General features: G+C 69.8%; 16 protein-coding genes, 1 tRNA gene and 1 pseudogene. 6 read left to right on the top strand and 12 right to left on the bottom strand.

The features are described 5' to 3' along the window. Positions 1-336: 336 nt before the first annotated feature. Together KVT44_RS09060 and KVT44_RS09055 are read left to right on the top strand one after the other, a co-directional pair. A complete protein-coding gene (locus KVT44_RS09060; RefSeq protein WP_099922503.1) occupies positions 337-1,392 on the top strand; it encodes a LacI family DNA-binding transcriptional regulator in 1,056 nt (351 codons plus the stop codon). Positions 1,393-1,428: 36 nt separating this feature from the next. Beyond that, complete coding sequence (locus KVT44_RS09055; protein ID WP_190173173.1) at positions 1,429-2,259, top strand: serine/threonine protein kinase; 831 nt, start codon at positions 1,429-1,431, stop codon at positions 2,257-2,259. A gap of 2 nt (positions 2,260-2,261) precedes the next feature. Here the strand turns inward: KVT44_RS09055 and KVT44_RS09050 are convergent, their stop codons facing one another. The 5 genes and pseudogenes from KVT44_RS09050 to KVT44_RS09030 all read right to left on the bottom strand — a co-directional run. Continuing rightward, positions 2,262-2,777, bottom strand: coding sequence for a GNAT family N-acetyltransferase (locus KVT44_RS09050; protein WP_121416045.1), 516 nt, complete (start codon positions 2,775-2,777; stop codon positions 2,262-2,264). A 113-nt stretch (positions 2,778-2,890) separates the two neighbouring features. Beyond that, positions 2,891-2,963 (bottom strand) — tRNA-His (locus KVT44_RS09045). Between the two features lie 106 nt (positions 2,964-3,069). Beyond that, positions 3,070-3,672 (bottom strand): oligoribonuclease, encoded by a 603-nt coding sequence (orn, locus tag KVT44_RS09040; RefSeq protein ID WP_099922506.1) that lies wholly within the window; start codon positions 3,670-3,672, stop codon positions 3,070-3,072. Between the two features lie 131 nt (positions 3,673-3,803). Further along, complete coding sequence (locus KVT44_RS09035; RefSeq protein ID WP_099922507.1) at positions 3,804-5,033, bottom strand: helix-turn-helix domain-containing protein; 1,230 nt, start codon at positions 5,031-5,033, stop codon at positions 3,804-3,806. A gap of 1,191 nt (positions 5,034-6,224) precedes the next feature. Next, positions 6,225-6,434: pseudogene (locus KVT44_RS09030) on the bottom strand (hypothetical protein); the annotation flags it as partial. A gap of 402 nt (positions 6,435-6,836) precedes the next feature. On the opposite strand from KVT44_RS09030, the gene KVT44_RS09025 reads away from it, so the two are divergent. Both KVT44_RS09025 and KVT44_RS09020 read left to right on the top strand, forming a co-directional pair. Next, complete coding sequence (locus KVT44_RS09025) at positions 6,837-7,364, top strand: universal stress protein (RefSeq protein ID WP_054232865.1); 528 nt, start codon at positions 6,837-6,839, stop codon at positions 7,362-7,364. Between the two features lie 182 nt (positions 7,365-7,546). Further along, positions 7,547-8,116 carry a GPR1/FUN34/YaaH family transporter gene (locus KVT44_RS09020; protein ID WP_054232866.1) on the top strand — a complete coding sequence of 190 codons (570 nt, stop codon included), beginning with the start codon at positions 7,547-7,549 and terminating at the stop codon, positions 8,114-8,116. A 179-nt stretch (positions 8,117-8,295) separates the two neighbouring features. Here the strand turns inward: KVT44_RS09020 and glmS are convergent, their stop codons facing one another. Both glmS and KVT44_RS09010 read right to left on the bottom strand, forming a co-directional pair. Continuing rightward, positions 8,296-10,113, bottom strand: coding sequence for a glutamine--fructose-6-phosphate transaminase (isomerizing) (gene glmS, locus KVT44_RS09015; RefSeq protein WP_099922510.1), 1,818 nt, complete (start codon positions 10,111-10,113; stop codon positions 8,296-8,298). Positions 10,114-10,126: 13 nt separating this feature from the next. Continuing rightward, positions 10,127-10,384: a hypothetical protein gene (locus tag KVT44_RS09010; RefSeq protein WP_075029205.1), complete on the bottom strand. Its 258-nt coding sequence runs from the start codon at positions 10,382-10,384 to the stop codon at positions 10,127-10,129. A gap of 164 nt (positions 10,385-10,548) precedes the next feature. Here KVT44_RS09010 and KVT44_RS09005 point away from each other — a divergent pair, with 164 nt between their 5' ends. Continuing rightward, entirely contained in the window at positions 10,549-12,114 is a 1,566-nt protein-coding gene (locus KVT44_RS09005) for a metallophosphoesterase family protein (RefSeq protein WP_217566774.1), read from the top strand. Positions 12,115-12,223: 109 nt separating this feature from the next. Here the strand turns inward: KVT44_RS09005 and KVT44_RS09000 are convergent, their stop codons facing one another. Continuing rightward, positions 12,224-13,093 carry a DUF4429 domain-containing protein gene (locus tag KVT44_RS09000; RefSeq protein ID WP_217566638.1) on the bottom strand — a complete coding sequence of 290 codons (870 nt, stop codon included), beginning with the start codon at positions 13,091-13,093 and terminating at the stop codon, positions 12,224-12,226. A gap of 85 nt (positions 13,094-13,178) precedes the next feature. Here KVT44_RS09000 and KVT44_RS08995 point away from each other — a divergent pair, with 85 nt between their 5' ends. Then, entirely contained in the window at positions 13,179-14,765 is a 1,587-nt protein-coding gene (locus tag KVT44_RS08995) for a beta-N-acetylhexosaminidase (protein ID WP_308313935.1), read from the top strand. 58 nt (positions 14,766-14,823) lie between these two features. Here KVT44_RS08995 and KVT44_RS08990 read toward each other — a convergent pair whose 3' ends face one another. The 4 genes from KVT44_RS08990 to desA are packed head-to-tail and all read right to left on the bottom strand — an operon-like array spanning position 14,824 to position 19,886. Then, positions 14,824-16,596: an IucA/IucC family siderophore biosynthesis protein gene (locus KVT44_RS08990; protein ID WP_217566636.1), complete on the bottom strand. Its 1,773-nt coding sequence runs from the start codon at positions 16,594-16,596 to the stop codon at positions 14,824-14,826. Next, positions 16,593-17,162 carry a GNAT family N-acetyltransferase gene (locus tag KVT44_RS08985; protein WP_217566635.1) on the bottom strand — a complete coding sequence of 190 codons (570 nt, stop codon included), beginning with the start codon at positions 17,160-17,162 and terminating at the stop codon, positions 16,593-16,595. The genes KVT44_RS08990 and KVT44_RS08985 overlap by 4 nt, the downstream gene beginning before the upstream one ends. Next, the gene (locus tag KVT44_RS08980; RefSeq protein WP_217566634.1) at positions 17,159-18,445 is read right to left on the bottom strand and encodes a lysine N(6)-hydroxylase/L-ornithine N(5)-oxygenase family protein; all 1,287 of its coding nucleotides are present in this window, start codon (positions 18,443-18,445) and stop codon (positions 17,159-17,161) included. The genes KVT44_RS08985 and KVT44_RS08980 overlap by 4 nt, the downstream gene beginning before the upstream one ends. Then, positions 18,429-19,886, bottom strand: coding sequence for a lysine decarboxylase DesA (desA, locus tag KVT44_RS08975; protein ID WP_099922516.1), 1,458 nt, complete (start codon positions 19,884-19,886; stop codon positions 18,429-18,431). The genes KVT44_RS08980 and desA overlap by 17 nt, the downstream gene beginning before the upstream one ends. Positions 19,887-19,927 lie beyond the last annotated feature (41 nt).

Genomic DNA, 19,927 nt, shown 5'->3' with positions numbered 1-19,927 from the left:
ATGTGTATGTGTCAGGTACCGTGGGAGCGCTCCCACAGGTGATGTGTTGAAGAGTCGTCGGTTCGCGCGGGGGTGTCAAGGGAGCCGACGCGGAGAGATGCGTTCAGTTATCGGCCTGTTAGCTAACTCCGGGGGGACGGGCGGGAGAGGCATCGCGGACGGTTGAAGTGGCTCGTGTCAGTGGGGTATTGGCCCCGGCGGGACGGTCGGTCGACGGTCCCTGGCCGGGATGGGCGGAACCTCGTCCACGTACGGGTTGCCGAGGTCCGGGTGATGAACGGGACTGTTAGATTCCAGGCCAGTCGCGGAGCGCGCGACGTCGACGGGAGGCGGACCATGGCAAGCCACGGAGCGCGGGGCCGGGGAGGCGGCCGGCCGACCTTGGAAGAGGTCGCGGCACGCGCGGGCGTGGGCCGAGGCACGGTGTCCCGGGTCATCAACGGCTCCCCGAGGGTCAGCGACGCGACCCGCGCGGCCGTCGAGGCGGCGGTCGCCGAACTCGGCTATGTCCCGAACACGGCGGCACGCGCCCTCGCCGCCAACCGCACGGACGCGATCGCCCTCGTCGTCCCCGAGCCGGAGACCCGCTTCTTCGCGGAACCGTACTTCTCGGACATGCTGCGGGGCGTCGGCGCGGAGCTCTCCGACACCGAGATGCAGCTGCTGCTGATCTTCGCGGGCAGCGACCGGGAGCGGCAGCGCCTCGCCCAGTACCTGGCCGCGCACCGCGTCGACGGCGTACTCCTCGTCTCCGTCCACGCCGACGACCCGCTGCCCGACCTCCTCTCCCAGCTGGAGATCCCGGCCGTGATCAGCGGTCGCCGCTCGGTGGACGAGACACTGCCGTCCGTGGACTCCGACAACTACGGCGGCGGCCGCATGGCCGTCGAGCACCTGATCGCCCGGGGACGTCGGAGGATCGTCCACCTGGCGGGGCGCCTCGACGTCTTCGGCGCCCAGCGCCGTGTCGACGGCTACCGCGAGGGGTTGCGCGCGGCCGGACGCGAGGCGGACGACCGGCTGATCGTCCCGGGCGACTTCACCGAGGAGGGCGGCCGGCGCGCGATGACCGAGCTGCTGGCCCGCTGCCCGGACCTGGACGCGGTGTTCGCGGGCTCGGACGTGATGGCGGCGGGCGCCCGCCAGGTCCTGCGCGAGCTGGGCCGCCGCATACCTGACGACGTCGCCCTCGTCGGCTACGACGACTCCGCCATCGCCCGCCACATGGACCCGCCCCTGACGAGCGTGCGCCAGCCGATCGAGGAGATGGGCCGCGCCATGATCGACCTGTTGCTCGGGGAGATCGCCGACCGGCGCCCCGCGGTCTCGCGCGGTCTGGAGAAGCGGCAGGTCGTGCTGCCGTCCGAACTGGTGGTACGGGCCTCGTCCTGACGCGCGGAAAGGCTTCGATAGGGCAATCTGATCGGTATGGTCCTCCACCCCTTGCTCGGAGTCGATGAAGTGCCCGCCATGGAGCCCTACCTGGGCAGGGTGGGGCAGGTGTTCCAAGCGTTCCGGGAACAGGACTCGGGGTGCGTGTCGTACGGCGTCCGGCTGCTCGACGGGGCACGCTGGTTCGTCAAGGAGGCGGTGACCGACCGCGGCCGGCACTCGCTCGAACGGGCCTGGGCCTTCCACCGGGCCGTACGGCACCGGGCGATCGTCCCGCAGGTCCACCGCATCGCCGTGGGGAGCGACGGCGCGGCGGTGGTGATGCCCTGGCGGGAGGGCGAGGTGCTGTACCCGGCCATGGTGGGCGGACCGCGCGACCGTACGGGCCCCGGCAGCCCCATGGCCCGCTTCCGCGCCCTGCCGATCTCCCGCGTCCTCGCCGCCTTCGAACGCGTCCTCGACGCCCATCTCGCGGTGGAGGTCGCCGGGCATGTCGCGGTCGACTTCTACGACGGCGCGCTGCTGTACGACTTCGGGGGCGACGTCGTCCACCTGGTCGACCTCGACGAGTACCGGCCGGGCCCGTTCGTGGTCGATGAGGAACGCCTGCCGGGTTCGCGCCGGTTCATGGCCCCCGAGGAGTTCGAGTGCGGGGCCGTGATCGACACCCGTACGACGGTCTTCACCCTGGGCCGCACCGCCCGGCTCCTGCTGGACGCGGGCGACGAGGAACGCGCCTGGCGGGGCACCCCGGCCCAGCAGGCGGTGATCGTCCGGGCGACCCGGTCCGACCCCGAGGAACGCTTCGAGGACGTCCACCGGTTCGCCGACGCGTGGCGGGCCGCCAATCGCCCGCACGGTGGCTGAGGTCACCGCCGCAGCGGCAGCTCCCACCGGACTTCGCCGTCCTGGTACCGGTCGGTCGGGCCCAGCCCGGCGGCCGCGGCGACGGCCGCGGAGGCCCGGTGGTCGGGGTGCACGTGCGCGACGACCGTACGGACGCCGGGCTCCTCGCCCAACCGGCCGACCAGCCCCCGGGCCGCCTCCCCGGCGAACCCCCGCCCCTGCCAGGGCGTGCCCACCACCCAGGCGATCTCCGCGACCTCCCCGGTGACCGTCGCCTGGACCGTACCGACGAGACACCCCTCCTCGCGCAGCCGCAGCACCCAGTTGCACCAGACGACGGCCGGGTCGGGGGAGCCCGCGACGAGGCGTTCATAGCGTGAACGCAAGGCCTCGGGAGTGGCGGGTGCGCCGCCGATGAACGTGTGCAGCGCCGGGTCGGACAGCACCTCGGCCATTTCCCCGGCATGTTCGACACGGAGGGGAAGGAGATCGAGACGGGCGGTGCGCAGGGTGTGGGCGGGGAGGTGGGGTGGGGGCATTGGGTGAGCCTAGAGGGCGCGCCCGACGCGCACGGACTCGGCCGTACGGCCGCACGGCTCGCCGTACGACTGAGGCCCGGTCCGCTTGCGCGGACCGAGCCTCAGTCGATCAGGGTGAGTGACGGGACTTGAACCCGCGACATCCTGGACCACAACCAGGTGCTCTACCAGCTGAGCTACACCCACCACGACCGGTCTTGGTTTCCCTGACCGGCCGAGAAAAAGTGTACAGGGTCCGAAGGGGTGCTCGCGCCAGGCTTTCTCCGGGGTCCCTCGGGGCCCCGGACATGCGTCATTCGGCGGACACCACGTGCTTCGCCGCGATGGCGCGGGCGGTGTCCGAGTCGGGGCCGGGCTGCGGGACGAAGATCGCCTCGCGGTAGTAGCGGAGCTCCGCGATGGATTCGCGGATGTCGGCGAGGGCGCGGTGGTTGCCGTTCTTCTCCGGGCTGTTGAAGTAGGCCCGGGGGTACCAGCGGCGGGCCAGCTCCTTCACCGAGGAGACGTCCACGATGCGGTAGTGGAGGTAGTCCTCGAGGGCCGGCATGTCGCGCGACAGGAAACCCCGGTCCGTGCCGACCGAGTTTCCGCACAGCGGGGCCTTGCCAGGGTCCTTGACGTGCTCACGTACGTAGGCGAGGACCTGTGCCTCGGCGTCGGCCAGGGTCGTGCCCTCGGCCAGTTCGTCGAGGAGGCCGGAGGCCGTGTGCATCTGGCGCACCACGTCCGGCATCGTCTCCAGCGCCCGCTCCGGCGGGCGGATCACGATGTCCACCCCTTCGCCGAGCACGTTCAGTTCCGAGTCGGTGACCAGCGCGGCCACCTCGATGAGTGCGTCCTCCGACAGCGAGAGCCCGGTCATCTCGCAGTCGATCCACACCATGCGATCGTTCATGGCCCTAACCCTACGGCGCGCTCCGGCGCACGGGCAGATCCGGGACGGCGGTGACCTGCGTGGTGGCCTGGGACGGGGGCGGCCCAGAACCCTCGTCGGGTCCCGGGCCGCCCCCGTCTCGCGTCATCGCCTCAGGGCGCGCTGCGCTGCCCCGGCAGGCGCCCGGCCGCGTACAGCTCGGTGCCCGTCTTGCCCGGCTCCGTCGACAGGGACGTCGACGGGCCCAGAGAGCTGGCGGCCGCCGTGCGGCGGGTCTGCGGCGGCACCGGGCTCTCCTGGTTCAGGACGGGCGACGGCCCGGCCTGGCCCGCGGAGCCGTCCACGTCCGACGGCCGTTCCGACTGCGGCCTGCGCGCGCGGTACGCCGCCCGGTACGCGGCCGGGGACGAGCCGAGCTGGCGCCGGAAATGACCCCGCAGCGCGACCGGCGAACGGAAGCCGCAGCGTCCGGCGACCTCGTCGACCGAGTAGTCGGAGGTCTCCAGCAGCCGCTGCGCCTGCAGTACGCGCTGAGTGATCAGCCACTGCAGGGGAGCGCTCCCCGTGAGCGAGCGGAACCGGCGGTCGAAGGTGCGGCGGCTCATGTACGCGCGTGCCGCCAGCGTCTCGACGTCGAACTGCTCGTGGAGGTGCTCCAGCGCCCAGGCGACGACCTCCGCGAGGGGGTCGGCGCCGATCTCCTCTGGTAAAGATCGATCGAGATAGCGCTCCTGACCGCCGCTCCGGCGCGGGGGCACGACAAGACGGCGGGCCAGCGCGCCGGCCGCCTCGTTGCCGTGGTCCGTCCGCACGATGTGGAGACAGAGATCGATTCCGGCCGCCGTACCCGCGGAGGTCAGTACGTCCCCGTCGTCCACGAAGAGTTCTCGCGGGTCGACGTGGACCGACGGGTAGCGCTTGGCCAGCGTCGGTGCGTACATCCAGTGGGTCGTCGCCGGTCGGCCGTCCAGCAGTCCGGCTGCGGCCAGCACGAAGGCGCCGGTGCACAGTCCGACTATGCGGGCTCCCTCCTCGTGCGCCCGGCGCAGCGCGTCGAGCGCCTCCTCCGGTGGCGGAGAGGTGATCGAACGCCAGGCCGGCACCACGACGGTGCCCGCCCGCGAGATCGCCTCCAGGCCATGCGGCGCGGTGAGTTCCAGGCCTCCTGTGGTCCGCAGCGGGCCTTCTTCGCCGCCGCACACCAGAAGTCGGTAGCGCGGCACGCCGGCGTCCTGGCGGTCAATCCCGAACACCGACAGCGGTATGGAACTCTCGAAGATGGGGCCGCCGCTGAACAGCAGCACCGCGACGATCTCCTTGCGGCGTCGCCCGGAAAGTTTCCGGGCCGCGGCTTCCGGCGCGGCAGTGGAGTCGTGGCTCATACTGCTAAGCCCCCCTCGGTGGTCGCGGCTCCTCGGTTGTGTCGCTCCTGCACGTTTCCCCTCGGTCCTGCACGAGTCCCCCGCCGTAAGACAGTCAAGATCGAATCTACTGTGTCCCGTGGCGCCAAGGTGACCAGTTCGGCAGTCGGCAGAATGTCGACATGGCAACTTGGCGTGAAGCATTCGATCACGAAGCGTTGCACTCGTGGGCCTTGCAGGGAAGTGCGCCTCGTGTCAGTGGCCAATCCCCATAGGGTGCGTGCGCCCTCCAGGGGGCTTTCGGTGCAGGTGGAACGCGGGTTGGGGGGTCGTTCGAGCAAGGGATGCGCGGGTGACCGAAGTTGGCTGAAAAGAAGCGGGGGCGTGCGCGCAAACCGGTCAGTCAACCGGCTTCTTTCCTCCGCCGTGACGCCCGCCCCTGTGCGCCCCCGGGCCACTACTGCCCTGCAAGCCGTTCATGATGTGCGAGTCGGCCAAATCCTGCGTGCCACGGTGCCGTGCGGGGCGCTCGGGCGGGACGTCGCCGCGAGGGGCGTCCCGCGGTGTCTCCTGGTGGCGCGTGTCCCGGCCCCCGGCGTCCCGGACGCGGGTGTCCGGATCCTGTGCGTCCCGGTTCCAGTCGCTCGGGTCCCACGTGATCAGGCTCTGCGGGGCACGGTCCCAGGTGATCAGGTTCTCCGGGTGCCCGTCCCGGTCGGCCGGGTTTCCCGGGGCCCGGTCCGGTGCGGTCGGGTTCGCCGTGTCGTGGGCCTGAGCGCCGGGATCGCGTCCGTCCGGATCCCGTGTGTCCCGGTCCCGGCCGTCCGGATTCCGTGTGTCCGGATTCCGCGTGTCCCGGTCTCGTCCGTCCGGATTCCGTGTGTCCTGGTTCCGTGTGTCCGGGTCCTGTCCGTTCCGGCCCCCCGCGTTTCGGTCCCGCACGGCGCGGCTCTGGTCGCTCCGGGCCCCGGCGCCGGGGCTCCGTGTGCCGGGGATGGTCCCCTCGGCGTGGGTGGTCTCGCCGTGGGCCCCGCCACCGCCGTCCCGCGGGCCGCTTCCCCTCTGTGCACCGCCCGCTCCTCGGTGGCCCCCGTCGCCCCCGTCGCCGCGATCCCGGGTGCCGGGGTCTCCCTCCCCGCGGGGCGCTTCGGTGCGACTCCGGCGGCCACGCCCGGGGCGAGCGTGGTGGTGGTGCGGGGCGCCGCCGTGGAGGCCGGTCCTGCTGTGCCGGGCCCGGGGCGGGGCCGGCTCCTCCGCCCGGAGGCGGGCCGCGACGCGCTCGGACTGGCGCAGGAGGACCAGGCAGGCACCGGTCACGGCCGCCAGGCCCAGCGCCGTACCGGCCGCGCCGGCGAGGGAGGTGCCGAACCCGACGAGGACGACGGGGACCAGGACGCAGCTGAAGGCCGCCCACCGCACCACCTCGCTCGCCGTGTCCGGCCCGGGCGACGTGGCGGGTGCAGGGGAGGAGGGGCGGGGCGCGGTCTCTGGTCCTGGCACGGTCTGCTCCCTGGTTCCCTGGTACTCCAGTGCTCTCCATGGCGGTGGCTCATCGATTCAACGCGTGTTCGACCCGCCGGTCACCTACGAACGGCCTCGAGCCTGGGTGAACCCTGTGCAAACCGCCTGTACGGGGCAGCAACCATTGCGTTAAGGGCGCCTCTCATGCATGCTCCGGGGAACGCCGCGCAGCGCGCGCGAGATCTGGGCAGAGGAGGCGTGCCGCCGTACCCTTGGGGGTATGGGGTTGGGAAGATGATTCCCGGACACAGCTCTGCCGCACGTTGTCGTCCCCACCACGAGGATCTAAACGCCGAGATACCCATGGCCGGTCACGAATTCTTTGATCCCGCGGACCGCAAGCGCCCGCTCGCCGATCCCACGGCGGCCGAGCCCCTGGCGGCGGAAGAACCCCGCCAGTCCTGCGATCCTGCCTTCAAGCACGGCGTCGTCGTCGGTTTCGACGGCTCGACGTCCAGCGAGCGCGCCCTCGCCTACGCGATCGGCATGGCCCACCGCTCCGGCTCGGGCCTGATCATCGTGCATGTCGCGAACCGGCTGCCCACCACGGTGTGGGCGGGCTGTGAACCACCGGTCTTCGTCGACGTGCCCGACCACCGCACCGAGGTGCTCGGCCTCGAACTCGCGTGCGCCGAATATCTGGCCGAGGTGCCCTGGATCCTCGTCGAGCGCGGCGGTGACATCTGTCACGAACTCGAAGAGGTCGGACGGGAGTACGAGGCGGACGCGATCGTCGTCGGCTCCACGCACGGCATCGTCGGGCGCATCTTCGGCTCGGTGGCCGGACGGCTCGCGAAGCGTGCGCAGCGCCCGGTGATCGTCATCCCCTGACACATCGTCCGACACGCTCCCTGACCTACCGTCAACTCCCTTTGGCGGGTGTCTGGAACGGCATGAATCTACTCGCGCGTAGAGGTGGTTTGTGCCCTTGTGAAGGGTACATACCGGTCACCGGACCAACCGCACGGCCGGTACCACGCAGCACAACTGCACATGCATGAAGGGAGCCCGCCGTGGACAAAGACGTCTCCGCGGGAAGCATCACCTCGACCCTCGGCCACCTCGCGCTCGGCCTCACCCTGTTGCTCTTCGGCCTCGGCAACACCCAAGTGATCGACGGCGTGACAGCGGCCGACTCCGTCTCCCTCGCCACCTATGTCGGTGGCATCGCGCTCTTCGTAGCCGGGCTGTTCGCCTTCCGCGACCACGACGCCTTCACCGGTACGGCCTTCACGGCGCTCGGCGCGTTCTGGTTCACCTGGGGCGTCACGGCCGGCACGCAGATGTCCGCCAACGCGACCGGTCTCTTCCTGCTCCTGTTCGCGCTCGTCGCGCTCAGTCTGACCGCCGGCGCGAGCGGCGCCCCCCTTCTCACCCGAGGAACGTACGCGCTGCTCTTCGTCGCTCTTCTCCTGCTGGCCGTCGGGCAGTTCGGCGACAGCGGAGGTCTGGGGAAGGTCGGCGGCTGGTTCGCCGTCGCGGGCGGCGCGCTCGCCTGGTACGGGGCCACGGCGGCCATGGCTCACTGGCCCACCGCACTGCCCGGACGCGCCGCCGGCCGGGGGGTGACGGCCACCGGCTGACGTCGGCGCGGGCCGGGGCATGGGCGGCCCCGGCCCCCTGAAGGAACGGGTCCCTGTGCGGTGGTGGCGTGCACAGGGACCCGTTCTCGTCCTTTGCGCCTAAACCGGCGCCGCTCTCGCGGAGGTGGTTGCGCGCCGCGGGGGTTCCTCAATTGTCGCTTCGGGGGGCTGGTGGATTTTTACTCCACCGTCACCGACTTGGCGAGGTTGCGCGGCTTGTCGATGTCGCGGCCCAGGGCCAACGCCGTGTGGTAGGCGAGGAGTTGGAGCGGGATGCCCATGAGGATCGGGTCCAGCTCGTCCTCGTTCTTCGGGACGACGATCGTCTGGTCGGCCTTCTCCTGCTCCTGGTGCGCCACCGCGAGGATCCGGCCGCTGCGGGCCTTGATCTCCTCCAGGGCGGCGCGGTTCTTCTCCAGGAGGTCGTCGTCGGGGACGATCGCGACCGTGGGCAGCGCGGGCTCGATGAGCGCCAGCGGGCCGTGCTTGAGCTCGGAAGCCGGGTAGGCCTCGGCGTGGATGTACGAGACCTCCTTGAGCTTCAGGGAGGCCTCACGGGCCACCGGGTAGCCCCGGACGCGGCCGATGAAGAGCATCGAGCGGGCCTCGGCGTACTCCTCGGCCAGCTTCTTGATCTCGTCCTCCTGCTCCAGGATCTCGGAGATCTGCGCGGGCAGCCTGCGCAGGCCCTCGATGATCCGCTTGCCGTCGCGGACCGACAGGTCGCGGGTGCGGCCGAGGTGCAGGGCGAGCAGCGCGAAGGCGACGGTCGTGTTGGTGAAGCACTTCGTCGAGACGACGCAGACCTCGGGGCCCGCGTGGACGTACATGCCGCCGTCCGCCTCGCGGGCGATCGCCGAGCCGACGACGTTGACCACGCCGAGCACCCGCGCGCCCTTGCGCTTCAACTCCTGCACGGCGGCCAGTACGTCGTACGTCTCACCGGACTGGGACACGGCCACGTACAGGGTGTCGGGGTCGACGACCGCGTTGCGGTAGCGGAACTCGGAGGCCGGCTCGGCGTCCGCGGGGATGCGGGCGAGCTCCTCGATCATCTGGGCGCCGATCATGCCCGCGTGGTACGAGGTGCCGCAGCCGAGGATCTTCACACGGCGGATCTGGCGCGCCTCACGGGCGTCCAGGTTCAGGCCACCGAGGTGCACGGTGGAGAACCGGTCGTCGATACGGCCGCGCAGCACCCGGTCCACGGCCTCGGCCTGCTCGTGGATCTCCTTGTGCATGTACGTGTCGTGGCCGCCCATGTCGTACGACGCCGCCTCCCACTCCACGGTGGTCGGCTCGGCCGTCGTACGGGTGCCCTCGGTGGTGTACGTGCGGAAGTCGTCGGCCTTGAGCGTGGCCATCTCGCCGTCGTCCAGGGTCACTATCTGGCGGGTGTGGGTGACCAGGGCGGCGATGTCCGAGGCGACGAACATCTCCTTCTCGCCGATGCCGAGGACGACCGGGGAGCCGTTGCGGGCCACCACGATGCGGTCGGGGAAGTCGGCGTGCAGGACCGCGATGCCGTACGTGCCCTCGATCACCCGGAGCGCGTCGCGGACCTTGTCCTCGAGCTTCTCGGCCTGGGAGCGGGCGATCAGGTGGGTGAGGACCTCGGTGTCGGTCTCCGAGAGGAACTCGACACCGTCCGCCTCGAGCTTCTTGCGCAGGTCGGAGGCGTTGTCGATGATGCCGTTGTGGACGACCGCGACCTTGCTGTCGCCGGACATGTGGGGGTGCGCGTTCACGTCGGAGGGGGCGCCGTGAGTGGCCCAGCGGGTGTGGGCGATGCCGGTGGTGCCCTTGAAGCGTGCGGGGACCTTGGCCTCAAGATCACGGACCCGGCCCTTGGCCTTGACCATCTTCAGACCGGCCGACTTCGGCGTCGTGACGACGATGCCCGCCGAGTCGTAGCCGCGGTACTCCAGGCGCTGGAGGCCTTCGAGCAGCAGCGGCGCCACGTCACGCCTGCCGATGTATCCGACGATTCCGCACATATATATGTATTCCTCAGCCGTAGACAATGCGGCGCAGCTGCCTGAGCGTGAGCTCCGGCGGCGCGACCGCGCGGTACTTCAGGTCCGCCTCGATCCGTTCGAAGATCGTCGCGTTGACCAGGCCCTGGGCCTGGAGCTCGCGGTGGCGGCGACGGACGTAGTCCTCGGTCGTCTCGTCGAAGTAGGCGAGCACGTCCTGGACCACCCGCAGTGCCTCGCCCCGGTTCAGGGGGGTGGAGCGCGTCAGGTGATCAACAAGTTCGTCGTGCACCCGTTGATCCTGAGGTACCAGGAGCCGATTCGCAAGAATCCTGCCCGATATCGGGCAAGTGGCTGTTGAAGGTCTTATGGGGGGCTGTTAGCAAGCTGTCCATCCTGCGTCTTGTGCCGCGTCGATTGCCGGGAGCAACTTCTGTGGCCATGGACACTCCACGCATGGGCGTACCGGAGAAGCTCGCCGAGCGCATGACCATGGCAGAGCAGCACGAATATCTCCGCGCCAAGTTCTCCCGGCGCAACATGATCAGAGGCGGGGCCGTGACCCTCGGCGCCGTCGCGGGCGGCGCCTTCGTGCCCGGCGCCGTCGCACAGGCCGCTGCCCCGACGCAGGCCACCACCTCCTCGACCGAGAAGGTCGACGGCGCCCTCGTCGCCCCCTTCGGCCGTCACCTCGCCTTCGGCAATGACCCGCGTACGGAGATCACGGTCTCCTGGCAGGTTCCGGCCGCGGTGCAGAAGCCGTTCATCCGCATCGGCGCCCACCCCTGGGACCTCTCCCGCAAGATCGAGGCCGAGGTCCGCGCCCTCTACACCCCGGCCGGTGTCGGCGCGAGCGGCGACCACACGCAGTACTACCTGCACGCCAAGCTCACCCACCTGCGCCCCGGCAAGACGTACTACTACGGCGTCGGCCACGCGGGCTTCGACCCCTGCGCGCCCCACCTGCTGGGCACGCTCGGCACCTTCACCACCGCGCCCTCGCACGCCGAGCCGTTCACCTTCACGGCCTTCGGTGACGAGGGTGTCGGCTACCACGGCCTCGCCAACGACGCCCTGCTGCTCGGCCAGAACCCGTCCTTCCACCTGCACGCCGGCGACATCGCGTACGCGGACCCGGCCGGTGCGGGCAAGAAGGAGGACACCGGCTTCGACTCGCGCATCTGGGACCAGTTCCTCGCCCAGACCGAGACGGTCGCCAAGCAGGTCCCGTGGATGCCCGCGTACGGCAACCACGACATGGAGGCCTGGTACTCGCCCAACGGCTACGGCGGCGAAGAGGCCCGCTGGACGCTTCCGGACAACGGGCCCGACAAGAAGAACCTGCCCGGCGTCTACTCCTTCGTCTACGGCAACACGGCGATCATCTCGCTGGACGCCAACGACATCTCCTTCGAGATCCCGGCGAACCTGGGCATATCCGGAGGAACGCAGACGAAGTGGCTCGAGGGCCAGCTCAAGAAGTTCCGGGCGTCCAAGGACGTCGACTTCGTCGTGATTTTCTTCCACCACTGCGCGTACTGCACCTCCACGGCGCACGCCTCGGAGGGGGGCGTGCGACAGGAGTGGGTGCCGCTGTTCGAGAAGTACACGGTGGACCTGGTCATCAACGGCCACAACCACCAGTACGAGCGCACGGACGTCATCAAGGGCAACGCGGTCACCAAGAAGCTGCCGATCGGCGGCACGGCGTACCCGGAGACCGACGGTGTCGTGTACGTGACGGCGGGCGCGGCGGGGCGCAGCCTGTACGCGTTCACCGCCCCGGAGTCGTACGAGGGTCACGAGAACGAGGTCGACTCCGTCGCCTCCTTCATCAACCTCAAGGAAGGCAAGCAGAACGAGACGGTCGCCTGGTCCCGGGTGCGCTACCTCAACTACTCCTTCCTTCGGGTGGATGTCACGCCTGCGCACAAGGGTCGGCTGGCCACGCTGACGGTGCGGGGGATTGCCGAGACTGGTGCCGAAGTTGACCACTTCACGGTGGCCCGTCGAGTTCGTTAGGTGCGGGTGAGTGGGGGCTGGTCGCGCAGTTCCCCGCGCCCCTAAAGGCACGTGGTCGTATGCCTGGAAGGCGAGGCGTGACGACCTGGGCGGTCCTCAAGCAGCGTTTCTACATGCGCTTGAGGACCGCTTGTTTGGCCAGGGCGAACTCCTCGTCCGTCAGAATGCCGGACCTGTGGAGGTCGCCCAGTTCGCGCAGGCGGCGGAGCAGGGCGTCGTGGTCGTCCTCCGGGGCGAGCGCGGCCGGCTGCTCCGTCGCCCGCGCGGCTTCCGGGGAGGCCGTGGGATGCGGGAGCCGGGCCTGTACCGCCGCCGCGACCAGGGCCATCAGCGGGTCCTTCTTGAAACCCCACAGTTCGACGGAGTTGGGGTCGTACTTCGGTGGGGCCTTGGTCTCCCCGCCACGGACGGTGAAGCGCAGGTAGCCGTTCTCCAGGCCGACCGCGGGGTGCCACTCGACGGTGGTGAGGTCGGTGAGGGCGAGCGAGCGGGCTCCGGCGGCGGACTTGGAGTCCTCGGTCTTCCAGTTCCACTCCAGGCGCACGTGCTCGCCGTCGAAGCTCGCGGTGCCGTCGCCGGCGGAGACGGACAGCGGCACGGAGGGGCCCGGGAGCAGATAGCTGTCGACCGGGTCGGCCGGCACCCGATCCAGGAGCAGCGCGTCCCGGACCTCGTCCACGACGTACTCGGCGACGCCGTAGCGGTCGGACTCCACGGTGAGCTGGTAGGGGTCGTTCGGTTCGGCGAGCTTGCCGCCGGTCGCCTGGAGCAGCGGGTCGGCGCCGTCGCGCAGCCGGAGCCGCAACCGGCCGCTCTTCTTGCCCTGTTCGAAGGAAATCCCCGCCAACGCTCCCAGCGGGACCGTCAGTTCACCCAAGGTTCTGCGGAGCAGGCTCACGTTCTTGTCGCGCCCCGGAGTCAGCCGCAGCGCGTCGCCGTCGAAGGTCCACGTCCCGTCCTTCTGGATGATTTCCGCCATGAGGGGGATTGTTTCACCGGGTCTGCGGAAGAGTGGTCTATACCCATTCGCAATTGATTTGCAGGGTCCTTCGAAGGGAGCGCATGTGAGACAGCACAGAACGCCCCGTCTTCTCGGTACGCTGCTGCTCGTGGCGGCCGCCGGTATCTCAGTCGCCGGTGCCGCACACTCCGAGTCGGGCCGCACCGCGACCCCGCTCGGGCAGGTGGTGCCGGCCCCCGCCTCGGTCCACGCGGGCGGATCCCCGTATCGCATCACCGACGGCACCCGTATCCGGGTCGAGGACTCGCCTCAGGCCCGCCGGGTCGGCGCGTATCTGGCCGACGTCCTGCGTCCCTCCACCGGGTACCGACTGCCCGTCACCACGCACGGCACGGGCGGTATCCGGCTGCGGATCGCGGCGGGGTCCACGGGCGCCGAGGGCTATCGCCTGGACAGCGGGCGAAGTGGCGTCACCATCACGGCCGCCGCGCCCGCCGGGCTCTTCCACGGCGTCCAGACGCTGCGCCAACTGCTGCCCGCCGCCGTCGAGAAGAACTCAGTGCAGGCCGGCCCCTGGCTCGTCGCGGGCGGCAGCATCAAGGACAGCCCGCGCTACGGCTACCGCGGCGCGATGCTCGACGTCTCCCGGCACTTCTTCGGTGTCGCGCAAGTCAAGCGGTACATCGACGAGTTGGCCCTCTACAAGGTCAACAAGCTGCATCTGCACCTGAGCGACGACCAGGGCTGGCGCATCGCGATCGACTCCTGGCCGCGGCTCGCCACGTACGGAGGGTCCACGCAGGTCGGTGGCGGTCGCGGGGGTTACTACACCAAGGCCGACTACAAGGAGATCGTGCGGTACGCGGCCTCCCGCTATCTGGAGGTCGTCCCGGAGATCGACATGCCGGGCCACACCAACGCCGCGCTCGCCTCGTACGCCCAGCTGAACTGCAACGGGACAGCGCCCCCGCTCTACACCGGCACCGACGTCGGGTTCAGCTCGCTGTGCGTGGCGAAGCCGGTGACGTACGACTTCGTGGACGACGTCGTACGGGAGCTGGCGGCGCTCACGCCGGGCAAGTACCTCCACATCGGCGGGGACGAGGCCCACTCCACCAGCCACGCCGACTACGTCACCTTCATGGACAAGGTGCAGCCGGTCGTCGCCAAGTACGGGAAGACGGTGGTCGGCTGGCACCAGCTGACCGGGGCGCACCCGGTGAAGGGCGCGATCGCGCAGTACTGGGGGCTCGACGACACCAGTGCCACGGAGAAGGCGCAGGTCGCCGAGGCCGCGCGGAACGGGACGGGGCTCGTGCTGTCGCCCGCCGACCGGGTCTACCTCGACATGAAGTACACCGCCGACACCCCGCTCGGGCAGGACTGGGCGGGCCTGGTGGAGGTGAAGCGGTCGTACGACTGGGATCCGGGCGCCTACCTTCCGGGAGCGCCGGCTTCGGCGATCCGGGGCGTCGAGGCGCCGCTGTGGACGGAGACCATCGTCACGGGGGCCGACATCGACTACATGACCTTCCCGCGGCTGCCCGGCGCGGCCGAGCTCGGCTGGTCGCCCGCCTCGACGCACGACTGGGACACCTACAAGGTGCGGCTCGCGGCGCAGGGGCCGCGTTGGGAGGCGCTGGGCATCGGCTACTACCGCTCACCCCAGGTGCCCTGGCCCACGGCGTAAACGGCGTTGACGGGAAAGACGGGGCTCAGGAGGACCGTACTCCTGAGCCCCACCGCTTTCAGAGACCCGCGATCGGGTTCTTCAGGCTGCCGACCAGCTGGAGTGCGCCGGACGGATCGGCCAGGTCCACCATCTGCTTGTTGTTGCGCAGCTGGAGCCGGTTGAGGCAGGACAGCGCGAACTCGGGCGCGAACATGTCGTACTGCCGGAACTTGTCGGCGAGTTCGGGCGCCGACTCCTGGTACTCGCGTACGGACCCGGCGACCGTCCGCCAGAAGTCGTCCTCGTCGAGGATGCCCTCGCCCGCCAGGTCGGCCGCCAGGAAGCGGAAGAAGCAGTCGAAGACGTCCGTGAAGATCGACAGGAGTTTTTTGTCCTCGGGGACCTCGACGCGGATCCGCTCGACCACGGGCGGCAGCACCGCCTGCGGGTCCATGACGGCGATCTCCTCGGCGATGTCCTTGTAGATCGCGCGCTGCACGGCGCCGTCCTTGAGGACGAGGATGACGTTCTCGCCGTGCGGCATGTAGACCAGGTCGTAGGCGTAGAAGCTGTGCAGGAGGGGCGTGAAGTAGGCGCGCAGATAGCGGCGCAGCCACTCCACGGGGGTCAGCCCGGACCGCTCGATCAGCGCGCCCGCGAAGGAGGCGCCCGTGTGGTCGACATGGACGAGGGAGGCCATGGTGGCCAGGCTCTCGCCCTCCTGGAGCGAGGGGACCGGGCTCTCGCGCCACAGGGCCGCGAGCATTTTGCGGTACGGGGAGTAGCGGTCGGTGGCGGCCTCGCACTCCAGGTTGCGGTAGCCGACGGCGGCGCGCTCGCGGATGACCGACAGGCCGGTGGACTTGAGCACCGGGTCGTTCTCGACGAGCTGGGCCAGCCAGTCGTTGATCGCCGGGGTCGCCTCCATGTAGGCGGCGGACAGACCGCGCATGAAGCCCATGTTGAGGACGCTCAGCGCCGTCTTCACATAGTGCTTCTTGGGGCTGGTGGTGTTGAAGAACGTCCGGATGGACTGCTGGGCCAGGTACTCGTCGTCGCCCTCGCCGAGGCAGACCAGGTGGCGCCGAGCGACCTCGGCCGCGAAGGTCACCGAGAGCTTGTTCCACCACTGCCAGGGGTGGACGGGGATGAGCAGGTAGTCCTCGGGGTCGAGGCCCTGTTCGGTGAGGGTGGCGGCGAACCGCGCGACCGTCCCGGCGCCCAGCTCCTCGCGGACGAAGGACTCGTACTCGATGCCCACACCCGCGGTGAAGGCGGCCCGGGAGCGGTGCGCGGCCAGCCACACCAGCCGGATCGGGCTCGCGGTCTCGGGCGCGTACGAGAGGTACTCGTGCACGCCGAAGCCGAGCCGCCCGTTGTTGGCGACGAAGCAGGGGTGGCCCTCGGTCATGCCGGTCTCGATCTCCTGGAAGGAGGCCTTCGCGAGCTCGGCGGACGGGATCTGCGGCTTGGTGAGTTTGAAACAGGTGCCCGAGAGGGTGGAGGAGATCTCCTCCAGGTAGACCGGCAGCACCTCGTCGCTCAGGCCCAGCGACGTCTTCAGCTCGATGAAGAAGTCGAGTGCGGCGAGCGGGAGTTCGGCCCCGTCGCGGTGGCGGGTGATCGACTCGGGGTCGACCTGCCAGTGGTCGAGGGAGCGGAGGGTGGCGGTGAAGCGGTAGCGGGTCAGGCCGTCGTCGCTGCGGACGACGTACCCGCCGTCGCCGTCGGACTCCGGAGTGATGAGGCGCTCGTGCGCGAACTCGGCGAGGGCCTTGCGGACGAGGAGGCGGCCCGCGCGCTCCCAGCGCTCGGGGGAGAGGTGGGCCACGGCGTCGGCGAGGCTCATACGGTCACCCCCGTCGCCCGCTCGAACCGCTCCCGGGTGCAGAAGCTCAGCAACGCCCTTTTCTCCGGCTTCTGTATCTCGCGCTCGGGCACGAACCCGACGGCTTCGTTCAGCGCGTGCACGGCCGTGTTGCGCACGTCGGGCTCGACGACGACCCGCGCGGTCGTCGGGTCGGCGAACAGGTGCTCCATCACCGCGGTGATCACCGCCCGGGTGAACCCGTGCACCGGCGTGTCCGCCGGCGCGACCAGGAAGTGCATGCCGACATCTCCGGGTGCGGGCTCGTACAGACCGACCAGCTCCACGTGCGCCGGTTCGTACCGCTCCATCAGGAACACGGGTTCGCCGTCCAGCGACCCCAGGAACGCGTCGTGGTACTCGCTGGCCGCGATGGCCATGTACTCGCGCTCCACGTCGTGCAGTTTCGCCTCCTGCATCATCCAGAAGGCGGCCCTGGGATGCGTCACCCAGCCGTGCAGCAGCTCGGCGTCCTGGAGGGGGTCGAGCGGGCGGATGGTGAAGGTGCCCACGGCGGTGGTCGTGCCGGTACGGTTCGTGATGCTCATACGCTGAACTCCTGGAACGCGATCGTCTTCTCGACCGGGTAGTACTCGGTGCCGAGCAGCTCACGGATGATGGACGCGTTGCGGTACGGGCCCATGCCCAGGTCGGGGCTGGTGATGCTGTGGGTGTGGACGCCCGCGTTCTGCAGGAAGACGCCGCTGCCCGTGGTGTCGATGGCGTAGTTGCGGGCCACGTCGAAGTTGCCGCGGGAGTCGTAGCGCAGCCGGTCGCGGACCGGCTGCAGGAAGGCGGGCTCGGCGTACTTGTAGCCGGTGGCCAGGATCAGGCCCTCGGAGCTCAGCTCGTAGTTCTTGCCCTGCTCCTCCTGGCGCAGGCCCAGGGTGTACGTGCCGTTCTCGTGAGCGGCCGTGTTCAGGGAGGAGTTGGTGAGCAGGCGCGTCGGGACGGGGCCGCCGAGGTTCTTCTGGTAGAGCAGGTCGAAGATCGCGTCGATCAGCTCGCCGTCGATGCCCTTGAACAGGCCCTTCTGCTCGGTCTGGAGGCGGTAGCGGGTCGGCTCGGGCAGCGCGTGGAAGTAGTCGATGTACTCCGGGGAGGTCATCTCCAGCGTGAGTTTGGTGTACTCGAGCGGGAAGAAGCGCGGAGAGCGCGTGACCCAGTTCAGCCGGTAGCCGTGGACGTCGATCTCGCTGAGCAGGTCGTAGTAGATCTCGGCGGCGGACTGGCCGCTGCCGACGAGCGTGATCGACTTCTTCGCCTGGAGCTCCCGCTTGTGCTGGAGATAGCGGGAGTTGTGGATGAAGTCGCCGCCGAGGTCCGCGCAGGCCTCGGGGATGTACGGGGGTGTTCCGGTGCCGAGGACCAGGTGGCGGGCGCGGAACACCTCGCCGGTTGCCGTCCGTACGTGGTACAGATCGCCCTCGTACGTCACTTCCTCGACCGTCGTGCTGAAGCGGACGGCGCCCAGTTTCGAGGCGGCCCAGCGGCAGTAGGCGTCGTACTCGACCCGCAGCGGGTAGAAGTTCTCGCGGATGTAGAAGGAGTACAGCCGCCCGGACTCCTTGAGGTAGTTGAGGAAGGAGTACGGGGAGGTCGGATCGGCGAGGGTCACCAGGTCCGACATGAACGGGGTCTGGAGGTGCGCGCCCTCCAGGAACATCCCGGAGTGCCACTCGAAGTCCGGCTTGGACTCGAGGAAGACGCCGTCCAGTTCGGCGATCGGCTCGGTGAGACAGGCGAGGCCGAGGTTGAAGGGCCCGAGCCCGATGCCCACGAAGTCGTAGGTCTTTCCGGTGGCTTCGACGGATTCAGGAAGCGCGGTCAAGGGACTCTCCCAGGTACTGCTCGGCGTGGCCGGCGATCAGACCGAGCACGGCGGCGATGTCGTCGGCCGTGGTCTCGGGGTTGAGCAGGGTGAACTTCAGGTAGTGGCGGCCGCCGACCTTGGTGCCCGCGACGACGGCGTCACCGGAGGCGAACAGGGCCTTGCGGGCGTAGAGGTTGGCGCGGTCGATCTCGGCCGGGTCGGTGACGGCGGCCGGGATGAAGCGGAAGACGAGGGTGGACAGGGACGGCTCGACCACCACGTCGAAGCGGGGGTCGGCCACGAGCAGCTTCCAGCCCTCCTGGGCCAGGTCGCAGACCTCGTCGAAGAGTTCGCCGATGCCGTCGGCGCCCATCACGCGCAGCGTCATCCACAGCTTGAGGGCGTCGAAGCGGCGGGTGGTCTGCAGGGACTTGTCGACCTGGTTGGGGATGCGCTCCTGGACCATGCGGCGTGGGTTCAGGTACTCCGCGTGGTAGGTGGCGTGGCGCAGGGTGGCGGCGTCGCGGACCAGCACGGCGGAGGAACTCACGGGCTGGAAGAAGGACTTGTGGTAGTCGACGGTGACGGAGTCGGCGCGCTCGATGCCGTCGAGGCGGTCCCGGTTCTTGAGGGAGGTGAGCAGTCCGCAGCCGTAGGCCGCGTCCACGTGCATCCAGGCGCCGAACCGGGCGCACAGCTCCGCGATCTCGGGCAGCGGGTCGATGGAGCCGAAGTCGGTGGTGCCGGCGGTGGCGACGACGGCCATCGGGACCAGGCCGTCGCGCTCGCAGCGCTCCAGCTCGTGGGCGAGGGCGAGCGTCTGCATGCGCTTGTCCTGGTCGACGGGGATCGAGACGACGGAGTCCGCGCCGAGGCCCAGGAGTTTGGCCGACTTCCTGACGCTGAAGTGGCTGACCTCGGAGGCGAAGATACGGAGTTTGGCCGCGTTGTCGCCTGGTTCGCTCCCTGGCTTCGCCTCCTCGCGGGCCAGCAGCAGGGCCTGGAGGTTGGACTGGCTGCCGCCGCTGGTGAACACGCCGTCGGCGGCCGGGCCGAGGCCGATGCGCTCGTTGGTCCAGTCGATGAGCCGGCGCTCGATGAGGGTGCCGCCGGCCGACTGGTCCCAGGTGTCCAGGGAGGAGTTGACGGCGGACAGGACGGCCTCGCCGAGCACGGCGGGTATGACCACCGGGCAGTTGAGGTGCGCGAGGTAGCGCGGGTGGTGGAAGTAGATCGCGTCCCGGAGGTAGACCTCTTCGAGCTCGTCGAGGACGGCGCTGGTGTCGTGCAGCGGGCGGTCCAGGTCGATCTGCTCGATACGGGGAGCGAGGGCGTCGACCGTGACACCCGTGAACGGTCGGTCGGTGGTGGCGAGTTTGGCCGCCACCCGCTCGATTCCTTCGGTCACGGAGCGGCGGTACCGCTCCGCGGTCGTGTCATTGAGCAGGTGCGAGCGCATGTGGGGGTCCTCCGTGCGGGAAAGTCCGAGCGGGACGGGTG

This window comes from Streptomyces sp. GbtcB7 (assembly GCF_019091445.1).
Lineage (GTDB): Bacteria > Actinomycetota > Actinomycetes > Streptomycetales > Streptomycetaceae > Streptomyces > Streptomyces mirabilis.
This window is presented reverse-complemented; position numbering and strand designations above follow the sequence as displayed.

What these genes read in the sequence shown, in the direction of transcription:
- KVT44_RS08985 (WP_217566635.1), bottom strand. Translation starts at nt 17,162, where the DNA reads ATGAGCATCACGAACCGTACCGGCACGACCACCGCCGTGGGCACCTTC.
- glmS (WP_099922510.1), bottom strand. Translation starts at nt 10,113, where the DNA reads ATGTGCGGAATCGTCGGATACATCGGCAGGCGTGACGTGGCGCCGCTG.
- KVT44_RS09025 (WP_054232865.1), top strand. Translation starts at nt 6,837, where the DNA reads ATGGCCGGTCACGAATTCTTTGATCCCGCGGACCGCAAGCGCCCGCTC.
- KVT44_RS09050 (WP_121416045.1), bottom strand. Translation starts at nt 2,777, where the DNA reads ATGCCCCCACCCCACCTCCCCGCCCACACCCTGCGCACCGCCCGTCTC.
- KVT44_RS08990 (WP_217566636.1), bottom strand. Translation starts at nt 16,596, where the DNA reads ATGAGCCTCGCCGACGCCGTGGCCCACCTCTCCCCCGAGCGCTGGGAG.
- KVT44_RS09055 (WP_190173173.1), top strand. Translation starts at nt 1,429, where the DNA reads ATGGTCCTCCACCCCTTGCTCGGAGTCGATGAAGTGCCCGCCATGGAG.
- KVT44_RS09000 (WP_217566638.1), bottom strand. Translation starts at nt 13,093, where the DNA reads ATGGCGGAAATCATCCAGAAGGACGGGACGTGGACCTTCGACGGCGAC.
- KVT44_RS09060 (WP_099922503.1), top strand. Translation starts at nt 337, where the DNA reads ATGGCAAGCCACGGAGCGCGGGGCCGGGGAGGCGGCCGGCCGACCTTG.
- KVT44_RS09005 (WP_217566774.1), top strand. Translation starts at nt 10,549, where the DNA reads ATGGGCGTACCGGAGAAGCTCGCCGAGCGCATGACCATGGCAGAGCAG.
- desA (WP_099922516.1), bottom strand. Translation starts at nt 19,886, where the DNA reads ATGCGCTCGCACCTGCTCAATGACACGACCGCGGAGCGGTACCGCCGC.
- KVT44_RS09035 (WP_099922507.1), bottom strand. Translation starts at nt 5,033, where the DNA reads ATGAGCCACGACTCCACTGCCGCGCCGGAAGCCGCGGCCCGGAAACTT.
- orn (WP_099922506.1), bottom strand. Translation starts at nt 3,672, where the DNA reads ATGAACGATCGCATGGTGTGGATCGACTGCGAGATGACCGGGCTCTCG.